Source organism: Okeania sp. SIO3I5 (genome assembly GCF_010672085.1).
In the GTDB taxonomy this organism is placed as follows: Bacteria; Cyanobacteriota; Cyanobacteriia; order Cyanobacteriales; family Microcoleaceae; genus Trichodesmium.
In genome coordinates this window covers 16,544-19,326 of record NZ_JAAHHT010000184.1, presented here as the reverse complement: position 1 = coordinate 19,326, position 2,783 = coordinate 16,544, and the positions used below count along the sequence as shown (strand labels likewise).

The window sequence follows — 2,783 nt, the reverse complement described above, 5'->3', positions numbered from 1 at the left end:
GAACGATTATGGTTATGACTTATATATTTCAGGTCCTTGCCACATCGTCTATCGACCTTATAATCCAGCCAAATGTGGCGCTCATGTGTGGATTAATACTTTTGATCCAGTGCAATTTGTAGACACTGAATTTAATCTAGATCCAGCCACTGCAAGGCAAGCCTACAAAGACATTTAAGAGATAGTCTGGTTTCATTCGTCAGGCGAGTAAGGTCACCAAAAAATTATAGCGCTCACAGCAGCTTAACTGACAATAACCTCAGCCAATTTTTGCTGTTTGTTTTTGGGAAATCGTCAGAAATATTATCCAGAAGCACTGGCTGCTGCTCAACAGATTTAGTCTGAGGAATATGGCGCCCAAGTTCTCGTAGCTCTGGCTGATAAACTCTTACAAATCAACTTTACCGTTCAGGCAAAATACTCTTCACACCCTTCGCACTCGCCCAGACTTACTCTTAGACATAACAGCATTCACTCCCGTCATCTTTTCTTATTTGAGGTGAATAAGGAATCAAAAACACAGCCATTGTTATTCAAGACGTTTCCCGGTGGTGGCGGTGATTTCATTTATCAGTTATCAGTTATCAGCGATTAGTTGTCAGTTATTAGTTTCTCTAACTGAAGCTAGAAGATTAAAATACTAGAGTTGATTATTTTATGTCATAATTAATTCCAGATTAATATTTGAACAAAAAATAGATTCTACCTATGTATCAACTAACAATTAATATACCAGAAGAAACAGCCTTAGCCTTAAAATTAACCCCTGAAGAACAAAGCCCAAGAAATGAAACTAATTCCTGCCATTAAACTTTATAAATTAGGTCGTCTTTCCTCCGGTGCTGCTGCAAACTTAGCAGGTATTCCCAAAGTCCTATTTTTAACAAAATTAGCCGATTATGGTGTAGATACTTTTCAACTCACTGAAGCTGAATTAGCAGAGGAACTAAAACGTGCCTAATATTATTGTTAATACTTCACCTATTAAATATCTAAACCCAAGCTAATTTACTTGATTTACTCTCTAATTTATATGGTCAAATTATTGTTCCTAAATCTGTCGCTGAGGAACTAGCAGTTGGTCTTTCCCTCGGAATTTCTCTACCAGATATTTACTCTATTTCTTGGATTGAAATTCGTTCAGCTCAATCTAAAGCAATTTTACCGAAAAAATCGTGGTCTAAAACCTCCCCTTTTAAGGGGATAAAAAAAGAGAATTTCGTATTTCAAGCCTCTTGCTTCAGCTAGAGGTACTGATAACTGATAACTGATAACTGATAACTGAAATTACCTCTCGTGACTGAATTAGGAGCACGAGATCGAGAAGCACTAGCTTTAGCCTTAGAAATACCTGAAACTTTACTAATTTTAGATGATGGTTTAGCCAGACGTTATGCCCAGTTATTAAAACTAGAATATATTGGCACATTAGGGGTTCTTCTAAAAGCAAAACAAAAGGGATATTTGGATAGAGTTAAACCTATTCTAGATCGATTAGATACTTGAAAATTTCGTTTGGCATCATCGACTCGGAATCAGATTATACAACTGGCCGGAGAATAAGAAAGATAAGTACATTACCCGTTGAGTTGGTCTAGTAGTAGACCGACACAACCAAAATTGTGCGTTATAGATTAATTATCAATTATCCATTATCAATTATCCATTGGTGCAGACTGTTCAAATAACTGTTGAACTGACAAAATAGGCAGACTCGCATCAACAAAATCATCAGCATTGCGAGTAATAATAGCATCAAGATTCTCAGCATAAGCACAAACTAACTGAACTGCATCTTCAAAGTCTCTCAAATTAGAAGCAAAAGCAGTTTCTAAAATGTTACTATTAACGTCGCAAATTTCCATTAATGCTAATGTCATAGAAACAGCTTCTCTTGCTCGTTCAAGACTTTTAGTTTTTTTTATAACAATGTAGAAAATATCAGTTAAAGTTGTTGCTGCCACATATCCTTCTATTTGCTGAGATTTAATAGCTGTTAATAAAGTCTTTGCATCCTGAACAAATGCTTCCCGTTCCAGAAAAGCGTCTAAAATAATATTTGTGTCTACTAAGACTCTCATTTTAAATATTTCTCCACTAAACGTTCTTCGAGCATAGCTTCAACTTCTACATCATTTGGAGGTATACTATCTGTTTTTCCTATCCCAATCATCCTGTCTACAAAATCAGGTGGTAACTCTGGCCGAGGGCGAAGTTCTCGGAGCCAATAATTTGTAATTTCCTGGAGTAATAACAGGCGATCGCTCACTGATAAATTCAGAGCTTTTTTTCTTGATTATTGTAGTTTTGACATAATTTTTATTCCAACAAAAATAGCTTTTATCTAAATATTATAGTATGTATTTTACTCAAGATTTTAAATATTTTTACACTAAACTTTCTTCGAGCATAGCTTCAACTTCTACATCATTTGGAGGTATACTATCTGTTTTTCCTATCCCAATCATCCTGTCTACAAAATCAGGTGGTAACTCTGGCCGAGGGCGAAGTTCTCGGAGCCAATAATTTGTAATTTCCTGGAGTAATAACAGGCGATCGCTCACTGATAAATTCAGAGCTTTTTTTCTTGATTATTGTAGTTTTGACATAATTTTTATTCCAACAAAAATAGCTTTTATCTAAATATTATAGTATGTATTTTACTCAAGATTTTAAATATTTTTACACTAAACTTTCTTCGAGCATAGCTTCAACTTCTACATCATTTGGAGGTATACTATCTGTTTTTCCTATCCCAATCATCCTGTCTACAAAATCAGGTG

4 protein-coding genes and 1 pseudogene are annotated in these 2,783 nt (G+C 35.2%); 2 read left to right on the top strand and 3 right to left on the bottom strand.

The features are described 5' to 3' along the window. Window positions 1–766: 766 nt before the first annotated feature. Window positions 767–961 carry a UPF0175 family protein gene (locus F6K40_RS29410; RefSeq protein WP_365673210.1) on the top strand — a complete coding sequence of 65 codons (195 nt, stop codon included), beginning with the start codon at window positions 767–769 and terminating at the stop codon, window positions 959–961. Window positions 962–1,011: 50 nt separating this feature from the next. After that, window positions 1,012–1,506: pseudogene (locus tag F6K40_RS41665) on the top strand (PIN domain-containing protein); the annotation flags it as partial. A gap of 149 nt (window positions 1,507–1,655) precedes the next feature. Here F6K40_RS41665 and F6K40_RS29400 read toward each other — a convergent pair. The 3 genes from F6K40_RS29400 to F6K40_RS29390 all read right to left on the bottom strand — a co-directional run bounded on the left by F6K40_RS29400 (window position 1,656) and on the right by F6K40_RS29390 (window position 2,564). Next, the gene (locus tag F6K40_RS29400) at window positions 1,656–2,081 is read right to left on the bottom strand and encodes a putative toxin-antitoxin system toxin component, PIN family (protein WP_293140958.1); all 426 of its coding nucleotides are present in this window, start codon (window positions 2,079–2,081) and stop codon (window positions 1,656–1,658) included. Next, complete coding sequence (locus tag F6K40_RS29395; RefSeq protein WP_293140956.1) at window positions 2,078–2,269, bottom strand: hypothetical protein; 192 nt, start codon at window positions 2,267–2,269, stop codon at window positions 2,078–2,080. The genes F6K40_RS29400 and F6K40_RS29395 overlap by 4 nt, the downstream gene beginning before the upstream one ends. A 118-nt stretch (window positions 2,270–2,387) precedes the next feature. Continuing rightward, window positions 2,388–2,564, bottom strand: a complete 177-nt coding sequence (locus F6K40_RS29390) for a hypothetical protein (RefSeq protein ID WP_293140955.1) — start codon at window positions 2,562–2,564, stop codon at window positions 2,388–2,390. Between the last annotated feature and the right edge of the window lie 219 nt (window positions 2,565–2,783).